The 19562-nt window shown below is 46.0% G+C and carries 20 protein-coding genes and 1 pseudogene; 15 read left to right on the forward strand and 6 right to left on the reverse strand.

Annotated features, from left to right (window positions below; translation table 11 throughout):
- Positions 1–81: 81 nt before the first annotated feature.
- The gene (locus tag J7E78_RS12740; RefSeq protein ID WP_215076537.1) at positions 82–714 is read left to right on the forward strand and encodes a YigZ family protein; all 633 of its coding nucleotides are present in this window, start codon (positions 82–84) and stop codon (positions 712–714) included.
- 5 nt (positions 715–719) lie between these two features.
- Complete coding sequence (locus tag J7E78_RS12745; protein WP_091015271.1) at positions 720–1322, forward strand: TetR/AcrR family transcriptional regulator; 603 nt, start codon at positions 720–722, stop codon at positions 1320–1322.
- 191 nt (positions 1323–1513) lie between these two features.
- On the opposite strand, the gene J7E78_RS12750 is transcribed toward J7E78_RS12745, so the two are convergent.
- On the reverse strand, positions 1514–1915 hold the full coding sequence (locus J7E78_RS12750; RefSeq protein ID WP_215076538.1) for a secondary thiamine-phosphate synthase enzyme YjbQ: 402 nt from the start codon (positions 1913–1915) through the stop codon (positions 1514–1516).
- 456 nt (positions 1916–2371) lie between these two features.
- Here J7E78_RS12750 and cysT point away from each other — a divergent pair, with 456 nt between their 5' ends.
- The 4 genes from cysT to J7E78_RS12770 are packed head-to-tail and all read left to right on the forward strand — an operon-like array spanning position 2372 to position 6137.
- On the forward strand, positions 2372–3187 hold the full coding sequence (gene cysT, locus J7E78_RS12755; RefSeq protein WP_215076539.1) for a sulfate ABC transporter permease subunit CysT: 816 nt from the start codon (positions 2372–2374) through the stop codon (positions 3185–3187).
- Positions 3184–3981, forward strand: coding sequence for a sulfate ABC transporter permease subunit (locus tag J7E78_RS12760; protein WP_215076540.1), 798 nt, complete (start codon positions 3184–3186; stop codon positions 3979–3981). The genes cysT and J7E78_RS12760 overlap by 4 nt, the downstream gene beginning before the upstream one ends.
- A 1-nt stretch (position 3982) precedes the next feature.
- Positions 3983–5047: a sulfate/molybdate ABC transporter ATP-binding protein gene (locus J7E78_RS12765; RefSeq protein WP_215076541.1), complete on the forward strand. Its 1065-nt coding sequence runs from the start codon at positions 3983–3985 to the stop codon at positions 5045–5047.
- Between the two features lie 25 nt (positions 5048–5072).
- The gene (locus J7E78_RS12770) at positions 5073–6137 is read left to right on the forward strand and encodes a sulfate ABC transporter substrate-binding protein (protein ID WP_215076542.1); all 1065 of its coding nucleotides are present in this window, start codon (positions 5073–5075) and stop codon (positions 6135–6137) included.
- Positions 6138–6256: 119 nt separating this feature from the next.
- Here J7E78_RS12770 and J7E78_RS12775 read toward each other — a convergent pair whose 3' ends face one another.
- Both J7E78_RS12775 and J7E78_RS12780 read right to left on the reverse strand, forming a co-directional pair.
- On the reverse strand, positions 6257–7504 hold the full coding sequence (locus tag J7E78_RS12775; protein ID WP_215076543.1) for a hypothetical protein: 1248 nt from the start codon (positions 7502–7504) through the stop codon (positions 6257–6259).
- A 75-nt stretch (positions 7505–7579) separates the two neighbouring features.
- Positions 7580–8308: a C39 family peptidase gene (locus J7E78_RS12780; protein WP_215076544.1), complete on the reverse strand. Its 729-nt coding sequence runs from the start codon at positions 8306–8308 to the stop codon at positions 7580–7582.
- A gap of 254 nt (positions 8309–8562) precedes the next feature.
- Between J7E78_RS12780 and J7E78_RS12785 the strand changes: the two genes are divergently transcribed.
- The 7 genes from J7E78_RS12785 to J7E78_RS12815 all read left to right on the forward strand — a co-directional run bounded on the left by J7E78_RS12785 (position 8563) and on the right by J7E78_RS12815 (position 13716).
- Positions 8563–9009, forward strand: a complete 447-nt coding sequence (locus tag J7E78_RS12785) for a hypothetical protein (protein WP_215076545.1) — start codon at positions 8563–8565, stop codon at positions 9007–9009.
- Positions 9010–9291: 282 nt separating this feature from the next.
- Positions 9292–10098 (forward strand): MBL fold metallo-hydrolase, encoded by an 807-nt coding sequence (locus tag J7E78_RS12790; RefSeq protein ID WP_215076605.1) that lies wholly within the window; start codon positions 9292–9294, stop codon positions 10096–10098.
- A 117-nt stretch (positions 10099–10215) separates the two neighbouring features.
- Positions 10216–11088, forward strand: a complete 873-nt coding sequence (locus J7E78_RS12795; protein ID WP_215076546.1) for an RNA polymerase sigma factor — start codon at positions 10216–10218, stop codon at positions 11086–11088.
- Between the two features lie 18 nt (positions 11089–11106).
- Positions 11107–11688 carry an ATP-dependent Clp endopeptidase proteolytic subunit ClpP gene (gene clpP, locus J7E78_RS12800; RefSeq protein WP_215076547.1) on the forward strand — a complete coding sequence of 194 codons (582 nt, stop codon included), beginning with the start codon at positions 11107–11109 and terminating at the stop codon, positions 11686–11688.
- A gap of 162 nt (positions 11689–11850) precedes the next feature.
- Entirely contained in the window at positions 11851–12225 is a 375-nt protein-coding gene (locus tag J7E78_RS12805) for a GntR family transcriptional regulator (RefSeq protein WP_215076607.1), read from the forward strand.
- Positions 12226–12230: 5 nt separating this feature from the next.
- Positions 12231–13097, forward strand: coding sequence for an ABC transporter ATP-binding protein (locus J7E78_RS12810; RefSeq protein WP_215076548.1), 867 nt, complete (start codon positions 12231–12233; stop codon positions 13095–13097).
- On the forward strand, positions 13090–13716 hold the full coding sequence (locus tag J7E78_RS12815) for an ABC-2 transporter permease (protein ID WP_215076549.1): 627 nt from the start codon (positions 13090–13092) through the stop codon (positions 13714–13716). The genes J7E78_RS12810 and J7E78_RS12815 overlap by 8 nt, the downstream gene beginning before the upstream one ends.
- Before the next feature lie 51 nt (positions 13717–13767).
- On the opposite strand, the gene J7E78_RS12820 is transcribed toward J7E78_RS12815, so the two are convergent.
- Positions 13768–15189, reverse strand: a complete 1422-nt coding sequence (locus tag J7E78_RS12820; protein ID WP_311517227.1) for an aminotransferase-like domain-containing protein — start codon at positions 15187–15189, stop codon at positions 13768–13770.
- Between the two features lie 120 nt (positions 15190–15309).
- Between J7E78_RS12820 and J7E78_RS12825 the strand changes: the two genes are divergently transcribed.
- A complete protein-coding gene (locus tag J7E78_RS12825) occupies positions 15310–16248 on the forward strand; it encodes a DMT family transporter (protein WP_215076550.1) in 939 nt (312 codons plus the stop codon).
- Positions 16249–16663: 415 nt separating this feature from the next.
- Positions 16664–16876: pseudogene (locus J7E78_RS12830) on the forward strand (FAD dependent oxidoreductase); the annotation flags it as partial.
- Between the two features lie 459 nt (positions 16877–17335).
- On the opposite strand, the gene J7E78_RS12835 reads toward J7E78_RS12830, so the two are convergent.
- Both J7E78_RS12835 and J7E78_RS12840 read right to left on the reverse strand, forming a co-directional pair.
- Complete coding sequence (locus J7E78_RS12835) at positions 17336–18139, reverse strand: Cof-type HAD-IIB family hydrolase (protein WP_215076551.1); 804 nt, start codon at positions 18137–18139, stop codon at positions 17336–17338.
- Positions 18140–18390: 251 nt separating this feature from the next.
- On the reverse strand, positions 18391–19395 hold the full coding sequence (locus J7E78_RS12840; protein WP_215076552.1) for a lipoate--protein ligase: 1005 nt from the start codon (positions 19393–19395) through the stop codon (positions 18391–18393).
- Between the last annotated feature and the right edge of the window lie 167 nt (positions 19396–19562).

Genomic DNA, 19562 nt, shown 5'->3' on the forward strand with positions numbered 1-19562 from the left:
GTTTACGCGGGGAACTGCTTTCTTGCAAAATGGACAAATTGGAAAGTTGGACTAGGAAAAGATCAGAAAGTTGGATTAGCAATGATTGAACGTTATCGCACGGTTCGAGGACCGGGCAATCTGGAAATTGTAATCAAGAAGTCGCGATTTATCGGTCATATTATGCCGGTCACGACAGAGGAAGAGGCTGTTGCCTTTATCGATGAGATCAAGAAAAAACATTGGAATGCGACTCATAACTGCTCTGCATACATGATTGGGGAGCGGGATGAGATCCAGAAGCAATCCGATGACGGGGAACCCAGCGGAACAGCAGGGAAACCCATTCTTGAAGTAATCAAAAATCAGAAATTAAAAAATGTGGCAATTGTAGTTACGCGATACTTCGGGGGAATTATGCTTGGAGCTGGTGGGTTAATTCGTGCTTATACGGATGGAGCTGTAGCAGCCATTGAAGCCGGAGAAGCCATTACCAACGTGCTGCATCGTGAAGTATTTGTTGAACTGGATTATACGTGGCTGGGTAAAGTGGAAAATGAGTTAAGAAGCCGGGAAGTCCGTACAGGTGAAACTGTATTCACCGATAAGGTTACGTTGACTTGTCTTCCGCCGGATAGTGAAACCGAGGCATTTGTAGCCTGGATCACGGATTTGACGCAAGGGCAATCCCGGATCACGGAGGGACAGCGGCTTTATTTTATTGAAGGGGAATAAAATATATGGCTAGAAGAGCAGTCGAACAGGAGTTGTCGAGGGAGCGGATACTGGAGGCGGCGAGGCACCTTTTTATTACCAAAGGATACCGCGCCATTTCGATGCGAAGCATCGGCCAGCATCTGGGCTATAGTCATGGGTCGCTGTATTATCACTTTAAGGAAAAGGCAGAGCTGTTCTATGCCATCGTGGTTGAAGATTTTAATCATCTGGGGCATTTGCTGCTGCAAGCTATGGTCAGGCCGGTTCGTGATGATGTGAGCAAGGTAGAGCACATTATGATGGAGTTTATTCGCTTTGGTCTGGAGAACCCATATCAATACGAAATCATGTTTATGATCAGGGATGAAGAACTGTTGTCTTATTGTCGTACCGAACAGGGACGTTGCTTCGAATTATTTGCATCGATTATAAGGCAGTATATGAATGAAGCGAACTGTACGGAGGAGGATATTCAAAGGGTACCGCGTACGCTATTTTTGGCTATGCATGGATTCATTTCTTATTACATCCAGGACCGTTTAACGTTTGTGGAGATTGAATCGTCTGCGCTGTCTCATGTCAAAGTGCTGTGCCGCAATCTGGGTCAGCAGCCTGGCGTCCAATAATAGCGCAATTGTTGCACCCCTACACTTCAGGGCGGTGATTTGTCATAACTTTAATTCTTTATAACGTTGTCTCACGAAAGTTAGTATACGCAGCAGACCAAGTCAGGCGGCTCCGACCCGGAATGAGGGTGGACCGCCTGTTTGTGTTTGCAAAAATGAATGAGTAGGTGGCAGGCCGGTTGGACTTGAAACTAACCTTCCATGATTTTGAGAAAGTACTCCCGCTCACGTGGTCCATCAAATTCGCAAAAGTAAATGCCTTGCCAGCGGCCAAGCAGCAGTCTGCCTTCATGAATAATGACCGTCTGTGATGGCCCTGTTGTGATCGATTTGAGGTGAGAGGCTGTATTGCCTTCGGCATGTCGATACTCGGGATGCTCCCAAGGGTACACTTCGTCCAGGCGCAACAATACATCGTGTTTCACATCCGGGTCTGCATTTTCGTTGATGGCAATACCTGCTGTCGTATGTGGACAGTAGATGAGCACCGTCCCATTCTGTACGCCGCTACTCTGGACAACCTGCTTCACATCCCATGTGATATCTCTCATTTCGTCTCGTGTGGAAGTGGATATATTCTTCGTATATAACATGTTAAATCACTCCTTATATTTCTTTACTTACCCTCGATTGTACCTTAACCACTACATACCAAACAAACCACATATGACTCTGATCATGGGAATCACACAATAACGGAGAGGGCAGAAATAACCTGAAGAAGCGAAGGCGTTCACCTTTATCCCCGGATTTCCCCTTAAAAAAAGGGGATCAAAGAAATCTGGGGATAACAGTGATCGGAAGGTTGTTCTGGCCGCGTAGTGGATCGGTGTGATATTTATTCATCGATCTCATATGTGGCCCAATCATATTCAATAAAAGCATTGACGATTAGCACTGCAAACTGGTAAAGTATCATAAAAGCAAAACCAAGTAGACTAATGGGAATAATATTAAAGTAATATCATCCAATTTAGGAAAAATGTCGTATTGAAGCCAGGAAGACTGCCGACCGGAATTAAAGCCGGAGGCTGGGAGGGAACGCAGCAATGAATACCGTTCTTCGTCATAAGGGATGGACTTGGGGATTCCGCAGTACCGTATTGTTATATTTTATCGTACTTATTGTACTTCCAATCATCGGTGTGTACGTCAATTCCTTCTCCGAAGGATGGAGCAACTTTGTTCAGAGCATTATGGACCCCATCGCGTGGAAAGCGGTACTGCTGACCATTCGGCTGGCCGTGATTGCCACGCTGATTAATGTGGTGCTGGGCACGATGATCGCCTGGGTGCTGACGCGGTATCGTTTTGTAGGCAGATCGTTTCTTAACAGTCTGGTTGATCTCCCGTTTGCACTGCCAACAGCGGTGGGCGGTTTGATGATTATGTTACTCCTGGGTCCGGTCAGTGCCATCGGGAAACTGGCAGAATCCATGGGATTTGAGATTGTATTTCACCAGCCAGCCATTGTTATCGCGATGACGTTTGTCACGTTTCCGTTTGTTATCCGTGCGGTGCAGCCATTGCTTGAAGAAATTGATCCTTCCGAGGAAGAGGCCTCGTACACGATGGGGGCATCCAGGGCTCGCACGTTCATGCAGGTGATTCTGCCGTCCATGGCTCCTGGCATGATCAGTGGGGGGATGCTCGCTTTCTCCAGAGGACTGGCTGAATTCGGGGCTGTTGTGCTGGTGGCTGGTAACATTCCAGGCAGAACACTGACCGCTTCCGTATTCATCTACGGGGAGATTGAAAGTGATAATCCAACGGGAGCCGCTGCTGTATCCGTAATACTTCTGACGCTGTCTTTCCTGATTCTCTGGCTGATCAATCTGGTGCAGATGCGGGGGAGAAAACGATGAGACGACTCTTAATCGGACTGACGTTTACGGTATTTATTGTACTGATTATCATCCCGCTTGGACGCATTTTTATTGGCGCATTTGAAGACGGGGCAGGTGGATTCCTGAAAGGGCTGATGCGCCCGGAGGCGTTACACGCCTTGATGATGACCGGACTGGTGGTCCTGGTGGTCACCCTGTTAAATACATTGTTTGGCATCATGATGGCTCTGTATCTGGTTCGTGCCGGATGGCTGAGTGAACGGATAAAAGGGCTGCTAAACAGCATTGTAGATCTGCCTTATGCCGTATCTCCTGTCATTGGCGGTTTGATGATTGTATTGCTGCTCGGTCCCAACAGCATTATGGGTGCTTTCTTTGAAGGCATCGGATTCAATGTGGTCTACGCCTTCCCGGGTATGGTGATCGCAACGTTATTTGTTACCTTTCCACTGATGGTAAGAGAGGTTATGCCTGTCCTGCAGGAACTCGGTTCTCAGCAAGAGGAGGCTGCATCTACACTTGGCGCCTACGGCTGGAGAACGTTCTGGAGTGTAACCTGGCCTTCGATCCGCTGGGCGGTAGTGTATGGTTTAGTTTTGACGGTTGCGCGCTCGCTTGGGGAATTCGGTGCAGTGCTGGTGGTATCTGGTAATATTATGAACAAAACGCAGACAGCAACAACGCTGGTGTATCAGGATGTAGAGAATTTTAATGTTGCTGCTGCAAATGGGGTGGCATTGGTGCTGGTCACCTTCTCCGCCCTGCTGCTGCTCATAATGGAATGGGCCAAGAAGCGAAAGGAAGTGCATTGATATGCATGTAGAAGTCCGTGACTTGAACAAACATTTCGGTGATTTTCATGCGGTAAAAGATGTCTCATTCGATATTGCCAAAGGCCATCTGATCGGTCTGCTTGGACCCAGCGGAGGCGGGAAAACGTCCATTCTGCGGATGCTTGCGGGTCTGGAGAATCCGGGTTCCGGAGAGATTCGCTTTCACGGTAAAGTTGTGAACCATCTGCCTCCACAGGAGCGTGGGATCGGATTTGTATTCCAGAACTATGCCTTGTTCAAACATATGACGGTATTTGAGAATATTGCTTTTGGACTCAAGGTCAAGAAGACACCAAAAGCCCAGATCCGTGATCGGGTTATGGAACTTGTTGAACTGACCGGGTTAAAAGGTTTCGAACAGCGCTATCCCCATCAGTTGTCTGGTGGGCAGCGTCAGCGTGTTGCTTTTGCCAGAGCACTCGCCCCGGAGCCGCAGCTGTTATTGCTGGACGAACCATTTGCGGCTATTGATGCCAAGATCCGTCAGGAACTGCGTTCATGGTTACGCGAGTTAATTGAGCGAGTGGGAATCACTTCGATATTTGTAACACATGACCAGGATGAAGCGATTGAAGTGGCGGACGAGATTATGATCATTAGTCAGGGTCGTCTGGAACAGAAGGGTACACCTTGGGATATCTACAAATACCCGCAGACACCGTTTGTCGCTACATTTATCGGGGAGTCTACGGTTGTGGAGGATGCTTCACAGCTGAAAGGGTTTGAACATGCCGTCGAGGGTGATCATACCAAAGCGCTAATTCGACCGGAGTATATTGAGATCGGCTTGAAAAACGAGTTCACCATGTTGTCTGCAACGGAAAAAGGTACAGTCAAACATCTTCATTTCCGCGGCAGTGAATGGATGGTAGAGGTGGACGTACAGGGTCATAAGTTAATCACATATCGATCCCTGGAGAAAACGACATTAGAGATCGGTCAACAAATTCGAGTCCTTGTACACCGTGCATACCTGTTCAATGACTCCAACAGTTGGGTGGTTGAGAACCGACTGAAGGAAGATCCGATGCCGGTGATGATTTAGATCAAGTGGAAGAAAGGGGCTGCCCATGCAGACGAGGAAGAAGAAAGCCATACTTTTATATGTTGCCCTCATGCTTCTGCTCGTCTGCATGACCACTGGATGCAGCAAGCAGGAGGAGTCAAGCGAACAGAAAGAGCCCGCTGGTCACGATTCATCCAATACGCTGGTGATTGGTGCTTATAGTGTAGCCAAAGACGCTGTAGGCGAGTTGCTGCCCAAGTTCCAGGAGGCTTGGAAAGCGAAGACCGGACAGACGATTAACTTTCAGGAATCCTATGAAGCTTCGGGTACACAGGCAAGAGCCATCGTTGGTGGATTCGAGGCTGATGTGGCCCTGCTCGCGATGGAGAGTGATATCGACAAGCTGGTCAAGGCTGATCTGGTTAGCTCCGATTGGAAAATGACTCCGAATGAAGGCATGATTACCCGTTCAATTGTTGTTCTGGGCACAAGAGCAGGCAATCCACTCGGAATTCGTGATTTTCAGGATTTAACCAAGCCGGGAGTGAAGGTACTCTACCCTAATCCAAAGACATCCGGGGGCGCACAATGGGACATTAATGCCATCTACGGTGCTGGATTAAAACTTTCGGAGGAGCAAGAGGGGAAGAAAGATCCTGCCGCGGCCAAGGCTTTTCTCGAACAGGTACATCGCAATGTTGAATCATTGGACAAGAGTGGCCGTTCTTCGATGGCGGCATTCGAGTACGGTGTAGGTGATGTAATCGTCACGTATGAAAATGAACTGCTTGCCCGGATCGCCCAAGGTGTAGATTATGACATCGTCGTTCCTAAAAATACGATCCTGATTGAGAACCCGGCAGTCGTGGTGAATAAATATGCCGATAAACATGGGAATCGTGAACTGGCAGAAGCTTTTGTCGCATATCTGCGTACACCAGAAGCACAGCACATTTTTGCGAAGCATGGTTTTCGTTCAGTAGATCCAGATGTATTTGCACAGACGGAGTCGACATTCCCAACGCCGGAAGGACTATTTGATATCAATTATCTAGGGGGATGGAACGAGGTACGCAGTACGCTGTACTCCAAACGCGGCGTGTGGTATCAGGTGCTGGCGGGGCTGTAGTGGAATCGTACAGCATTGAAATGGCCTCCTCATGGTTAGATCATGTCTAGCCATGGGGAGGCCATTTACGTGAACGGGAGTTAAAGCAAAAATGCTCTGGATTTATTCTTAAAGCACTATTATTGCTGTTCTGGATTTAAGTCCATAAAATATAATTCAGCTTGAGTACTATTCTTTTCATATTCCATGCGAGTAAAGGTGAGATTATCTCCGAAATTAGTAATAGGTGTATAACTTCCTTCTTTTTTAATTACTCGTTGCTTATTGCCTGTGGTTAGATCTACGGCCATAATATAGGGTGATTGGTGGTAGATAAGTTGATTTCCAAATAAAAAAGGTGAGTACCCACCGAGTAGAGAGCTATCGTGGGTAATGGAATAGACCTGTTTTTTCGTTTTTCGATCTAAGATTTCGGTAGTACTCTCCATTGTTAATACAATCCATTGCTCATTGGCTGTAAAATCGTAAATCTCTTCACGATCTTTAACAATAACTTCAGGTTCAGATTGGTCTTTGGGATACATAACAATGTCAAACTGTTTTGTATTTTTATCGCCTTTATTTTCAAAAACCGTTTGTCGTATCAATAATCCTTCACTAACAGGTCTTTGTATATCAAGGAAAATTCCTTCACTGTTATTCTTCTTTTGTTCATTTAGCAATTGTGTGGCTACCTTGGTCCTGATCCCGGTCTTCACATTATAAATGTAAGCCTCGCTCTTCACAATGTGATCGGTAATCTTCTTCTCAATCCAGCTAATTTCATCATAATGAGATCTTAATACGGGGACGGCGATTTGATCTTCGCTAATGCCTTTGGCAAAAACGACAGGTGTTGCTTTAAGATCATCTCGTTTCATCCGTAGAATTTGCCATGGTGTATTATTATCCGTTGCGTTAGCTGGGTTCTCTATCCAAAATAAGTCGTCCCCAACAGACACCAGAGTATTAATAATGATGCCTTTCGCAGCGCGGTAGCGAGAAGTATACGTATTCTTTTTCGTGTCAAACTGGATGATCTCCATCTCGGTTAATTCAGTTGTAGAAAAATCTCTGCTAAAAATGACACTGTCGTTGTCATCTTTGTAGCTAGCCACGACGGTATTACGATCTAAAACATCATTTTTGATGGTTACTGAATCCATTGTGAAGGGGAGGTTGAATGCAACGTCGGGTTTAACCTCTGGCAGTTCTGGTGCAGTTTGATCATGAGATGAGTCTAGTAAATTGGTTTCAGGTGCAGTTTCCAATGTTGTAGATGGCTCTTTAGGTGTGTGCTGATCTGTAGTTGGATTGGTACAAGCTGCAAGCAATAAAGTAAGCATTAATGTGATATGAATAGATTTACGTCCATATTTCATATTCATGTTTGAGCCTCCTGTAGACCTGTAAAGTAGTGAAGCAGGGAAGTAACCTTCCCTGCTTCTAGTCAATCTTTTATCTTACCATATTGTCGCTTGTCTAAAGTGGTTTTGATTAGCCTGCCATACTTTTTCAAGACTGTACCACTTATTACCATGCGTTTTCCCTCTATTTCCTTGGTCGTAAGGGTCTGTGAGTCTTACTTTAGCATCATTTGTTCTAAAATCATAACCTGAGACATTTATTATATGACCGCTTACAGTTCCAGTATAATTTTCTAATTCATTGCCAGTAATTTTTAAATCTAATACAGCTGGATGGTAGTTATCGGATGAATACATGATGGCATACTTCCATGATTCAATTGGAAGTGACGTAGAGTAAGAATAAGTATATTTCGATTGTAGATTATTTAGAACATTGTCAACCACTGTAAAGTCAGTGCCATCTCTCGTAGTCCCTAATTTTTGGGCGTAGTAGGATTGTGATTCTGAACTGCCATTTAAGTAATTTAATACTTGCTTCGTTGTAGCAGGCCCGCACCAATAGGTAGTTTCTTGTTTGAATGGGGTAACACCCACCGTTCTTAAGTCACCAAGAGCCATGATTTGGTATTTGCTTTCAGCTCTGTCCTTATGAATCTGTAATTCTTTTAACTTTTTTGAAAGTGCTTGTTGCTGTTTTACGGTCGGAATGTCCTTTGTAGGTGTTGGATCATCACCCGTACCTGCAGCTAAAGCACTTGATGCCAGCAGCCCAGTGAAAATAAGAGTAAAAGTGGTGCTTTTTAAAATTTTGCCTAATTTCATGATAAATCCTCCCTCAATTCATTTGAATAATTTAACTTAGTCCAGACAACTACATACTATATTTTTTTTGAATATTTTGTAAATTATTTTTTTTATTCTATTTAAAAATAAGAGAAGGCAATCCTTTGTTAGACTTTATGATGGGACGGATGAAAGTGACGCCGGGATACTTTGTCTTTGGCTACAGGGACAGGATATAATTAGATAACAGACTAACAAAGTACAGTTGGATTTTGCAGGAAGGTGTGAGTTGGATGAGTTCAGAGATTAAATTATCCCAAAGTACAGCGATTCGACTGGAGCAGGCCCGCGGTAAGGGGATGCCTGAGGCAGAACTTTTAAAAGCTATTCAAGCCAAAGACGCTTCCGCTTTTGACGCCGTGTCTGAAGAGGAATACCGATATAACGAATTTTTCTCCTATGCGGACGAGCACGGTGAAAATCTGGAGGTAGCAGTGAAAGACGGCTACCGGATTACTTTTAACACGCGTGGCGGGCTTGGAATCTGGTTGGAAAAGGCCTTTAAGGTGCAGCCGGAGAAAGACTTCACGGTGGGAGAAGGAATCGTTACCGGATTACAGTTGAAACCGGAGCAGGCAGAAGTGCTGGCGAAGCGACTTGCGTCGAACTGGGTCATTACGGATTCGAAGGATGTACCTGCGGGTAAGGAACTGACATTAAAGCTGCGGGCACTGGTGTAGTTCGGAGCGTTGAGTTAATGTGACTCGAACAATTGGCCATGGCCTGTGAAAAAGGTAAGGCTTGCTCTTCATCTGGGCGACCCAGGTATAAGGGGACGCCCAAATGTGGATGAGCGTATGCTCCCGATGGAGCGAAGCATGGAGATGAAGTCTGACGGTGAACGGTCAGACCACAGACTGTCCCGAATTGCAGTTGGAGAACTGCAGCGGGATGGTCTTTTTTTGCAAAAACAGGGGTGGACGATTACAATTTACATATTATTAATTCAGGGGGATTGCGGATTGAATCAGCTAACATTTCTGGGCACTGGCGATGCGATGGGCGTTCCACGTGTGTATTGTGATTGCGAAATATGTACAGAGGCAAGGCTTACGGGAGAGAATAAACGGAAACGCTCTTCTGTTCTGGTTGACGGTGGAGGGGATGGTGCGAGTGAACAGTTCATGATTGACTGCGGACCAGACTGGAGATCACAGATGGAGGATCAGGGATTGCGTATGGTGCATACGCTGCTCATCACTCATGCCCATTTTGACCATATTGGAGGATTGCCAGAATGGGCGGATGCATGCCGCTGGTTGGGTGTAAAGGGGCGTTTGTATGCACCACGCGAAGTGATTGTTACCATTCAGGGACAGTTTCCCTGGTTGGGGCGTCATATGGTCTTTCTTGAAACGGATGAAGGTATCGAACTCGGCGGCTGGAAGGTACATTCCTGGAAAGTGTGCCATGGACATAACGGATATTCGTACGCATATCGGCTGGATCAAGGCGGGTATAGCTGGGCGTACTGTTCAGATGCCATTGACCTGAAGACATCCGAAAAAGAGCCGTTGCAAGGACTGGATCTGCTGGTGCTTGGAACAAGCTTTGTGCATGAACTTGCGGAATTCTCAACACGTTCCGTGTACGATATGCGTGAGGCACAGGAGCTGCTGCGGGAACTGAAACCGGGTCATACCTATTTTACACATATGTCTCATGACGTCGATGTCCGGCAGAATTATAATCTGGATCAAGGTATTACGATTGCCCTTACCGGGATGAAGGTGCCGCTTGGAACATTAAATCTGGAAACGAATGCGTAACCCAACTAACTAGCGTAATAAAAATATATTCAGAAGAGCGTATCCTTTACAAGGGGTTCTTCGTTTACATAGTGTAAGTCAAAATCAATCAGGAACCAGCAAAGGGGGGCCCCCAAGATGGCCTTTGTGAAGTCCGTGGATTGCAGAATCAACAGACCACATGATGATGGTAAACAAGATAAATTCGATATTGAATCCGGTGGTAACGCTGGAAAAAATCATTTGAACCGAGGCATCCATACCGTATTACCCGATCTGATGGGTTCGTTGTATGCGTATTGTCTATCTCTGACGAAATCAGTTCCAGACACGGAGGATCTGGTTCAGGAGACCTGTCTCAAAGTATTGTCGTCGAGAGTGGTTGGATCTTCCGGGATGAATAAAGATATAAACTGGGAAGCTTATCTGATTCGTATTGCACGCAACAGCTGGATTGATATCTTACGTCAGCGTGAAAGAATGGCCTATAAACTGGATAGCTTGAAGCCATTCCTCCACGAAATAGAGGAAGAGAGGCAATTCGAGGAATTGGAGTCAGCCGTTCAACTCCTTATAGATAAGCTACCACCGTGGCAGCGAGTGATATATGTATTACGTGAATTAATGGGTTATAAGGCGGCAGAGACTGCGGAAATGCTGGATACGACAGAAGGTGCTGTGAAAGCGGCGTTAAGTCGTGCCCGCTCTGCCATAGCCGAGGTGAGGCACAGGTTGGAACAATCGGACACTGAATTGCAGTATAAGGAAGGCGCAGTGGTGGACAATCGGGAAGAACTGCGCAGCTATCTGCTGGCATTTCGTAATGGAGATACAGCTCGAATCATTGACCTGTGTCTGAACCAGTCCGATGATCCGATGGCTGTGGCGGGTACGATTTTGCAGCAGACTTTGCCGTCTCCATCCATGCAGCCAATGATGTACGAGTACTCCACTTCTGGTATGAACTCGATGTCATATGGAGGCGGGTACACGGTCACCATGGTTGCCTAAACCGAGGAGGCGACATATATGAATGTAGTGCCCTATGTAGTCGAACAAACCGCTCGCGGAGAGCGGAGTTATGATATTTATTCACGTTTGCTCAAAGACCGGATCATTATGGTGTCCGGAGAGATTGAGGATCAGATGGCAAATGCCATCGTGGCCCAGTTATTGTTTTTGACTGCAGAGGACCCGGAGAAGGACATACAGATGTACATCAACAGCCCTGGTGGGTCGGTGACCGCGGGATTTTCGATCTATGACACGATGCAATTCGTGAAGCCGGATATCTCTACGATCTGTACAGGTATGGCGGCAAGCTTTGGTACGATATTGCTGGTGGGTGGAACAAAAGGCAAACGTATGGCGCTGCCCAACAGTGAGATTATGATCCATCAGCCGCATGGCGGTACGCGAGGGCAGGCATCCGATATGCTGATTCATGCTAACCGCATCATTCAGCATCGTCAGCGCCTTAACAGGCTGTTAGCCGATCATACAGGACAGTCGATTGAGCGGATTGAGAAGGACTCGGATCGAGACTATTTCCTGACGGCTTCAGAAGCGGTCGAATATGGATTGGTGGATAAGGTGATATCCAGCACCTAAGTTCAGCGAGAGTAAAGATTGGAGCAAGGGGACGGACAGGAAACTGACGTCCTCTTTTTTTGTCGTCAGGACAAATAAAGATTGACCATCAGTAGGTATAGTGTATATATATATATACACTATACCTACTGAAAACCACTGACGTTAATGAGGTGAGGAAACATTAATATTCTAATATCCAACGCATCGGGCGATCCGATCTACATGCAGATTTTATCCCAGATCAGACAGAGCATTTTGAACGGGGAATTGGTTGCAGGGGATAGCCTGCCCTCCATTCGGCAGCTCGCCAAGGATCTGCAAGTCAGTGTGATTACGACCAAACGGGTCTATGAAGAACTGGAGAAAGAGAAGCTGATTGATTCTGTCGTAGGCAAAGGAAGCTTCGTCTCAGGAGCCAATCAGGACTTTATTCGGGAGCGACGGATGAAGCAACTGGAAGAGAAGATGCTCGAAGTAATTCGGGAGAGCAAGGAACTGGGCATGAGTTCACAGGATTTGATTCATCATCTTACTTTGCTGTTCGAGGAGGAATAAGCACGATGAACGCCATTGAATTACGCAATATAAGCAAAACGTATCCCTTATTCAAAGTGCATAATATATCTCTGGATGTAAAACAAGGATATATCACGGGGCTTATTGGTCCGAATGGGGCTGGAAAGAGCACACTGATCAAAATGATCACGGGTCTGATCTATCCTGACAAGGGAAGTGTCCGAACATTGGGCAGCGAGATGTCCAATCATGAAGTCGACATCAAGCAACGCCTTGGCATCGTGTCCGATGAGTGCTTTTACTATGAGCATCTTACGATCCGGGAGATGGTACGAATGATCGCTCCTTTTTACAAAAACTGGGATAATTCAACGTTTAACAACTACCTTGAGCAGTTCGAGTTATCTCCCAAAAAGAAGATCCAAGATCTGTCCAAGGGCATGAAAATTAAATTCTCCCTCGCCGTAGCTTTATCGCATGAAGCTGATCTGCTGATTATGGATGAACCGACATCGGGTCTTGATCCTGTGTTTAGGAGAGAACTGCTCGATTTGCTTGCGGATATGATACAGGACGAAACAAGGTCCATTATTTTTTCAACCCATATTACGACCGATTTGGAACGTATTGCAGACTACATTATGTTCATCCATCAAGGAAAACTTGTATTCAATGAAGCCAAGGATGATGTGCTCGAAAGGTACACGATTGTCAAAGGGGACATGGATCTGCTTGATTCTGACACCCGAAGTCAATTCGTTGGCATACGTGAGACTGCGGTTGGTTTCGAAGCATTGTCAGATAACAAGGCGGAGGCCGAACGGTTATTTGGCAGTTATGCTCTTTTGCACAGACCAAGCTTGGAAGATCTCATTTATTTCACGGCGAAGGGAGGGCGCAAATATGCTTAACCTGCTTCGCAAAGACTTCATTGCGTTGAAAAGTTCACTGTGGATCATACTTCTATATCTTGTTGTCTTCAGTCTTGCGTTTATCCCTAAAAGTGAAATATCGATGTATTTTGTAGGCATCTACACTGCATTTGGCTCAGTCATTTTGGCAACTATGATTGATATCAAGAACCATAATCACAATTTCCTGGTCACACTCCCCGTTAGCCGCAAACAGATTGTGCAAGCCAAATACCTGTCTGCTATTATGTACGCAATTTTGGGCGTACTCGCTTCATATGGGATTCATTGGCTTGTAAACTTGAATTATCCGGAGTTAAACAAACCGAACTATTCGATAATGGATATTTTGATATCCATAGATATGGTGCTTGTACTGGTGTCCGTATATATGCCGCTTTTTTATGCATTTAGCAGAAAGGGAGCAGCCATCATTAATGCAGTATTCATGATCTCTCTTGTCATTCTTGCGCAACCCGTTGCAATCGTTATGAGTATAACGAGCGAGAAAGGCATGATCAACATGCCGATCATCGTTATGGTTTCAATAGGAATTCTGGTCATGTTCCTTGTATCCTATTTGGCTACAAGCCGTTTATTTACGAGAAAAGACCTTTAGGAGGAATAAGGAACAGCATCGAAAAGGTAGCCATATGGCGACTTTATTTGGTTACACATCTTGCGCAAGCGTAATGAGCCTGCTCATGCCTTCCCGAATCTGCTGCTCATGCGCATAAGAGAAGGACAGACGCAGCTTGCGGCTAGCTGAATCATCCGAAGAATCAAATACGGTTCCGGGGACAAAGGCAACGGATTGTTCCATGCATCGGTGAAGCAGTCTCCCTGTATCCACACCCTTCGGAAGCTCCACCCAAAAGTTGAGTCCGCCCTCTGGTCGTGTCCACGTCCAGTCCGTTTCCAGTAGACACTGTTCCATCACTTCCATTCGTAGCTGGATGGCGGTCCGCAGCTTGGACAGATGCTGATGCATACGTTCTGACTGAAAATAACGGAGAAAAAGCTTCTGGTTCAGAAGGGGCGATCCGTTATCTGTCAGTGATTTTACAGCCTGTAGTCCTGGCATGAAACGCTGACGGCATATGATGGCTGCAATCCGTAGCCCGGGTGCAACATACTTGCTGTAACTGCGGATGTACAGGGTGTGTCCAGTGGTGTCGTAGGTGAAAATGGGTGCAGGAGGTTTCTCCTTAAAGTAGATATCATAGGTGCTGTCGTCTTCGAGCAGAAAACAACCATACTGTTCTGCAAGTTCGGGTAGCTGCTTGCGCTGTTCTACTGGAACATTAATGCCGGTTGGATTATGAAAAGTTGGCGTCGTATAAAAGAGGCGCGGCTTCTCACTCTTCATCAGATGTTCGATCTGCTCCAGATCATAACCCTCGGGATGAATGTCGGTGAAGACGAGTCGTGCACCTTGTTTGCGGAATATCTCCATTGCCGGTCCGTACGTAGGCCGTTCCATCAAAACCCGATCCCCGGGCTTGACCAGCGTCCGCGAGATGACGTCGATCGCTTGCTGGGCACCCGATGTAATTAACACCTCGTCTGCGGAGAGGTAGAAGCGTTCCTTGGTTGTCAGATGGCTTGCCAGCGCATTACGCAATTCCAGATCTCCCTGAATTGTGGAGTACGTTCCGAGCAGACGTGGATATTGATCCAGCAGATCACGCATCAGTTCTCCCCAATACCTATTGGGAAGCAGGGCCGGATCAATTAGTGATTTGGAAAACTGGAATTCGGCTTCAAGCGACTGTACACGTGCGAGGGAGTCCCAATGCAGCCAGGCAGACACGGCGGGATCATCCGCCTGATCCGTTACTGAGAATGGAGTTGCTGGACTGACATAATAGCCGGACTTGTCCTTTACATAAACATTCCCACGTTCTTTTAACTCCTGATAAGCTTTGAAAACGGTCAATCGATGTACGCCGAGTAGCTCGGAGAGGCTTCGTACAGATGGCAGTTTTTCATGTTCGGCCCACTCTCCCGCTTCTATACGTACAACGAGATAATGGATGACTTGCTCATATAGTTTCAGGCTGTTATCTGTCATCATCATGGTTTTGCCCACCCGGCTCACACTCCTTTTGAACACTATTGTAACAGCTAATGGGAGAAAACTGTTCTGTTTTGTTCATTCTGTTCTGTAGACCATGAGATATGATGGAGAACAGATAAAGGAGTGGTTATCATGGTGGGGATTGCATTTACGGTCATGTGTCTTATTTTCGGTACAACATTTCTGGCTATTAAAATTGGAGTAGAGGCAGGCATGCCGCCTTTTCTGTCAGCTGGATTACGATTTGTAATCGCGGGAGCGCTGATGTTTGCATGGATGTGGATGAAGGGCAAAGTGAGCTGGTCGCTCCTGTTCCGCAAGGAGATGTTGTTGACGGGAGCGGGGCTGACCTTCGGCACCTTTGCCACATTATATTGGGCTGAACAGCATGTGAGCTCGGGTGTGGGTGCCATTTTGTCAGCGACAGGGCCGCTGATGATTATGTTGATGCAGACGGCGCTGTTACGGCAAAAAACATCTGCCCGTATGATTGTGGGCTGCCTGATCGGGTTCACCGGTGTGGTTCTGGTTGTACTGCCAGGTGTATCGCTTGGTGCAGGTTCCCTGTTCATGTGGGGTTGTATCGCGGTACTGGTGGGGGAAGTCTGTTATTCAGCAGGTGCATTGTACTCCAAAAAGGTCATTCATCAGTTCAAGGAGGCTAGTCCTGTAGCAATTAATGCGGTGCAGATGATGTATGGGGGATTGCTGTTATCCCTGCTCTCGGCCGGAACGGAATCGTGGAATATGTCTGCTCTGGATTGGGTGCCTGCCGTCTCGTCGGTCATCTATCTGACTGTCATTGGCTCCATGGTGGGGCATAGTCTGTTCTATTGGATTATGTCACGTACTAATCCGCTGTTCCCGGCGACCTGGTTGTACATCTCCCCGCCGATTGCGGTTGGTCTGGGTGCCGTTGTCTATAATGAACATGTCAGCTGGATTACGTGGATTGGTGTGGCACTGGTGGTTGCAGGTCTCTTGACAATGAACGAGAAGGTGAGCGGCTGGTTGAAGAAAGGAAAGCGTGCGAGGATGATAGTGCAGGCTTCCGAAACTGTTTTAAAATAGGTAAAGTTGGATGTTATGCAGCTCAATCTCAAAATCAGCCCTTGATTTCAGGTTGAACTGTTTGTTATTCCAACATGATGTTCTCGTTAACCAGTAGGTAGTCCTTCTGTTGGTTCTGCACGATGGTCTCCAGTACATTTCAGGACTGTAGAGCAAATTGATCCTTGAAATGTTTGTAAAACGTTGTTCGGTGAACCATAGTTTTCTCACATAACAGATCGAGTAGCGCCAGCGTTAACAATTGATGAGTCCGGGTAACTCTCATATTCACCTTTTTACCAACCATTTTCATCTACATCATTTGCTTATTGTAGTTTAGCTATATAGTATCAACACATTGATTCTTACATGATACGAGATTTCGAGTGCTACAAGTGTAGATGAAATATGATGGATTAGAGAGGATGAAGTGGCGATGCCCGATATGAAAAAAGCTGTGGTAATTGGGGCAGGTATTGCAGGGTTAATCACTGCAAGGATGTTATATGATTATTATGATGAGGTATGTATCATTGAGCGAGATGAATTGCCTTTTGAGCCGGCGAATCGGCAGGGTGTACCTCAATCCTTTCATCCACATCGTGTATTACCACGCGGCGGACTCATTCTGGAACATTACTTTCCCGGCAGAGCTGGGTGTCCAAGATCCGGAGCTGTTCCAGCAAAGAATAGATGAGATCATTCCGTCCTTTCAACTGGTATTTGGTAGGCAGATCAAGAAACTACTGGAGTCTTTTTAGCATGCCATGAGCAAGTAAAACAATGAATTCGTGATGCGTGAAAGTAGGCAAACCATGAAACGAATAATTTTAAATTTCATAGCTAGCATTGTAATCTCATTCATTGTATTTTTTATTGTTTTGTTTTTTGCCGATGTCCAAGATACAAATCGTGTCATCTTATCTATAGCGATTACGATTTCACTACAATTATCCATAATCACGGCATTATTGCTTTCAAAACATAAAAAATAACAGAGAAATATACCTACTATAATCGTTTAAACAGGATAATGAACATATTTTCAAAATCAAAAAAACAGCCCTGCTCAGCGAAATTCGCCGACTGGGCTGTTCATTGATCTTATTTACTCTGCGTTCAATACAAATTTCTCAATAACCTCTTTTACACCATCTTCGTTATTACTTGCCGTAATGTAGTCCGCCAGTTCTTTCAGCGCAGGGATGGCATTCCCCATCGCTACACCAAGACCAGCAACTTCGAGCATCTCATGGTCGTTCCAGGAGTCGCCGATGGCAATACACTCGCTGAGCTGATGACCGAAATGGTCAGCCAGGAAGGTCAGGGCGTGGCCTTTAGTTCCTTCATTGTGCATGATCTCCAGGAAGTAAGGTTTGGACTTTGTGATATGCACTTGTGGTCCGAGCAATTCACGCAGGTCAACGGCAACCTTATCCAAGTAGTCTGGCTCATCGATAATAAGCAGCTTTGGTGTTTTTTGTTCGATGACTTTGATGAAATCAGATTCGATATAATATTGGGTGCCGTTTAATTTGGCATAGTCACGCAGCTTGTCGTTTTCCTCACGGGCATACAGCTTGTCGTCAATGTATGTTTGAAGGTGGAGATTGTTCTCCAGGCAGTAATCATACAATTTGCGGGAAGCTTCCTGTGGAACGTAACGCTCATAGAGGACTTTTTCGTCCAGCAGGTTTTTCACCAATGCGCCTTGATACGTGATGATCGGAACGTTAAGCCCGGTTTGACGAGCAAGCGCTTGTGCGGAAGCATAAGCACGTCCAGTCGCCAGCGTTACCGTTACACCATGGGCAACCGCTTGTTCCAGTGCAATCTGTGTAGCAGGGGTTACTTCTTTGTTGTCGTTGATCAGGGTGTCATCAATGTCGATTGCAATCAATTTGTAGGTCATCTGTATTTCTCTCCTTTTTTTATCTGTATCTATCTTTATCTATCGAGACTTAATCTATATCAGTTCAACTAGACATTTTACACGAGAACGGAGAGGACAGAAAAAACCTGAAGAAGCAGAGCGTTCGCCTTTATCACCGGATTTTCCCTTTCAAAGAAGGGGATCAAAAAAATCTGGGGATAACAGCGATCGGAAGGTTATTTTGTCATCGGAGTGGCAGGTGTAAACATTCTTGGGTTGAACTTATATACCTACTCTTCCAGGAAAACAAGGCCGATAAAGTCTTCCAGCTCAAGGTTGCCGAAGTAATGTTTTACATCCAGGTCTTCAAGTGCAGTACGCACCTCGGTTTCTTCATACCGTTTGCCGCGCAGCATATTTTCGATATCCGCCACATCGCCTACACCGAAGAAGTCGCCGAAGATTTTGATATCTTCGATGCGTCCATCCTTGATGTTCATGCGCAGATCGATGATACCGACAGGGAATTTGCGAGTGTGCTTCACATTGCTTTCCGGAGACAAGCCATAGTTCCAGTCCCAGTTGTTATAACGCTCAGCGGAGATTTCCTTGATTTTGTCCCAATCCTTTTCAGTGAGCGTGTACTGTGGAACGTCCTTAGGCTCCATCCGGAAAATGTGACGTAACAGCTCATCGCGGAACTGCTCAATCGTCAAGTTGGTGTCAATCAGATCCCGTATGTTGGCGACCCGGCTGCGTACGGACTTGGTGCTCTTGGATTTGAACTTCTCGGGATTGACGTTCAGGGAAGCCTGAACATGCTCCAGATTCAGATCAAACATCAATGTGCCATGACTGAACATGCGCCCACGTGTGGAAAACTGGGCGTTGCCCGAAATTTTCTTTTCGCCCACTTGCAGATCATTACGCCCGGTCAACTCGGCATTTACACCAAGCTCGTGCAAAGCTTCAACCACAGGCTGGGTGAACTTGCGGAAATTGTGGAAGGATTGACCGTCATCCGCTGTAATAAAACTAAAATTCAGGTTGCCCAGATCGTGATATACCGCGCCGCCTCCCGAAAGACGACGAACCACCTGCACACCGTTATCCTGAACGTACTCGATATTAATTTCCTCTATCGTATTTTGATGTTTTCCGATGATGATCGACGGACGGTTGATGTAGAACAGCAGATAGCTGTCATCCTCCATCGGCAGATGCTTCAGAATGTACTCCTCAATCGCAAGGTTTACAGAAGGATCTGTAATGCCCTGGTTGTCTACAAACAGCATGGTCATTCCTCCATTAATGTATGTGAGGGATTGCTAGTCCCTTATGTAGTGAACCTTGTATATCAAAAGGAACCGAAATTCCTCTTCTATTGTAAACGAATTATGGTTGGGACACAAAGAAAACAGGATTGACCCACACCTCCGGTGCCATCCATAATAAAAAGGAC

The organism is Paenibacillus polymyxa, assembly GCF_018614975.1.
Taxonomy (GTDB): domain Bacteria; phylum Bacillota; class Bacilli; order Paenibacillales; family Paenibacillaceae; genus Paenibacillus; species Paenibacillus polymyxa_E.